Genomic DNA, 2,097 nt, shown 5'->3' with positions numbered 1-2,097 from the left:
GACCGTTCTCACGCCCGTCCCCTCAATCAACAGCGCCCACGCTATGGTCTTGTTCGGCGGCGGTCGGGGGCTGCTGGGTGGTAGCGGTGTACGGGGCGCCCGGTTGATCCGTAGGCAAGATCGAGTGTGACTAGGCCACGCCGTTGTAAGTCAGCGAGGTAGCGCTGGGCTGTTGGGCGGCTCATACCGAGCTGTTGGGCAATTTGGGTGGCGCTGACCGGCTGAGCTGCTGCGCTGACAGCATCGAGAATTTTCGCCATCGTCGGCGGTAGTTGGCTGGGTGGAGAGGAGTTGAGTGCGGTCGGAGCGCGCAGGAGGTTGTAAAGGGCGTCGACGGTTTCCTGGTCAGCCTGGTCGGAACTCTCGAGCTGCTCGCGCCACCGGCGGTAGGCTCGAAGTTGATCACGTAATTGTCCGACTCCGAACGGTTTAACGAGGTAGTATACGGCGCCGAGGTGCATCGCCGTCCGTACGGCGTGAAGGTCGCGGGCTGCGGTGACGACGATACAGTCGGGAACCCTGCCAACTGTGGCTTTCAGAGTGCGCAACAGGGACAGGCCATCCTCGTCGGGTAGGTGGATGTCGAGGAGGAGTAGCTCGGGCTGGAAGTCGCGAATCGCGGTGCGTGCCTCGGCCGCGCTGTGTGCTTCTCCGACGCAGTGAAAGCCTGGGACCTGTTCGACGATGGCCGCGTGAATGCTGGCGACCCGGTAGTCGTCGTCGATGACGAGGATGGGAATCACCGTGAGTTCTCCCGTGTGCTGAGGCCTGGCGTTGAGGTGGTTGAATCGGGGATGGGTAATCGGACTTCAAACCGGGCGCCTGGCCCTGGGGATACGGTGACGGAGCCGCCGGTACGGTGTACGAGCCGATGTATCAGGGCGAGCCCGAGGCCACGGCGTATCTCCCCGCGGGGGCTTTTGGTGGAGTAGCCGTCCTGGAAGATTTCCTCGATCGTGTCGGGTACGACGCCGGGTCCGGTATCGGTGACCCTGATGAACACCTCGCCGTCATCGTCGCTGATATGTACGCCGACTTGCCGGGGGCCGGGTTCACCCGCAACCGCGTCGACCGCGTTGTTGATCAGATTTCCAATGATCGTTATTAGTACTTGAGGATCCATGGCGGGCTGGTCTAGGTGCGATGTGTCATCGATGATCACCTGTACGTCCTGCTCGGCCGCGATCGTCACCTTGGCCGTGAGTAGCGCGGCTATCGATGGCGGCGCGATTCGGGCTCGCAGTTCCTCGCCTTGGCCAAGGGTGGTTTGGGAGATCTCGGCCAGATAGCTCGCTGCCTCCTCCGGTTTGGAGAGTTCAAGCAGGCCTGCGATGACGTGTAGCCGGTTTGCGAACTCGTGTTCCTGGGCGCGGAGCGCCGCGGTGAGGCCGGTGACCGCGTGCAACTCACGGATCAGCGCCTCGAACTCGGTGCGGTCGCGTAGCGTGACCACGTACCCGACGTCACGCCCGGACAGTAGGACTGGCATGCGGTTGACTACAAGTAGGTATTCATCGGTGAGGGCGACCTGGTCGGCGCCCGAGATGTCGCCGGCGAGCATGTCGTGCAGCCGGCCGGGCGGCACCAACTCATCGAGGTGCTGCCCGGTTGCCGTGGATGTGATCCGCAGCAGCCGCCGAGCTTCGTTGTTGATCAGATTGACGCAACCGTTGGCATCGAAACCGAGCACACCCTCGCGGATGCCGTGCAGCATTGCCTCGCGCTCCTGCAGCAGCGATGCGATTTCCGACAGCTCCAGACCGAAGGTGATTCGCTTGATTGTCCGGGCAAGCGCCCACGAGGCAACCGTGCTGAGTGCGAGGATGAGGGCCGAATACAGGAGAATCAATAGGGCTTCGTGCCGCAGCCGGCTCGTCACGTTACGTTCCAGGATGCCAACTGAGACCTCACCTATGGCGGCGCCGTCCGAGTCGAAGATAGGAGCCTTACCGTTGGCCGAGCGGCCCAGACTGCCGTGATCGATGCCGACGTGAGTACGCCCGTCCAGGGCGACCACGGGTTCTTCGAGCCGCTGCCCGATCAGTGCCGGGTTCGGGTGGGATAGACGGACACCTGCCCGGTCGGCGACCACAACAT

At 63.1% G+C, this 2,097-nt stretch carries 2 protein-coding genes; both read right to left on the bottom strand.

Going from position 1 to position 2,097, the window contains the following annotated elements; translation table 11 throughout:
- Window positions 1–41: 41 nt before the first annotated feature.
- On the bottom strand, window positions 42–743 hold the full coding sequence (locus tag U9977_RS24890; RefSeq protein ID WP_322751711.1) for a response regulator: 702 nt from the start codon (window positions 741–743) through the stop codon (window positions 42–44).
- Window positions 740–2,097, bottom strand: a 1,358-nt coding sequence (locus U9977_RS24885) for a sensor histidine kinase (protein WP_322751710.1), incomplete at its 5' end; no start/stop codon positions are given. The genes U9977_RS24885 and U9977_RS24890, both read right to left, overlap by 4 nt.

Source organism: Protofrankia sp. Cas8 (assembly GCF_963555845.1).
Classification (GTDB): domain Bacteria; phylum Actinomycetota; class Actinomycetes; order Frankiales; family Frankiaceae; genus Protofrankia.
This window is presented reverse-complemented; position numbering and strand designations above follow the sequence as displayed.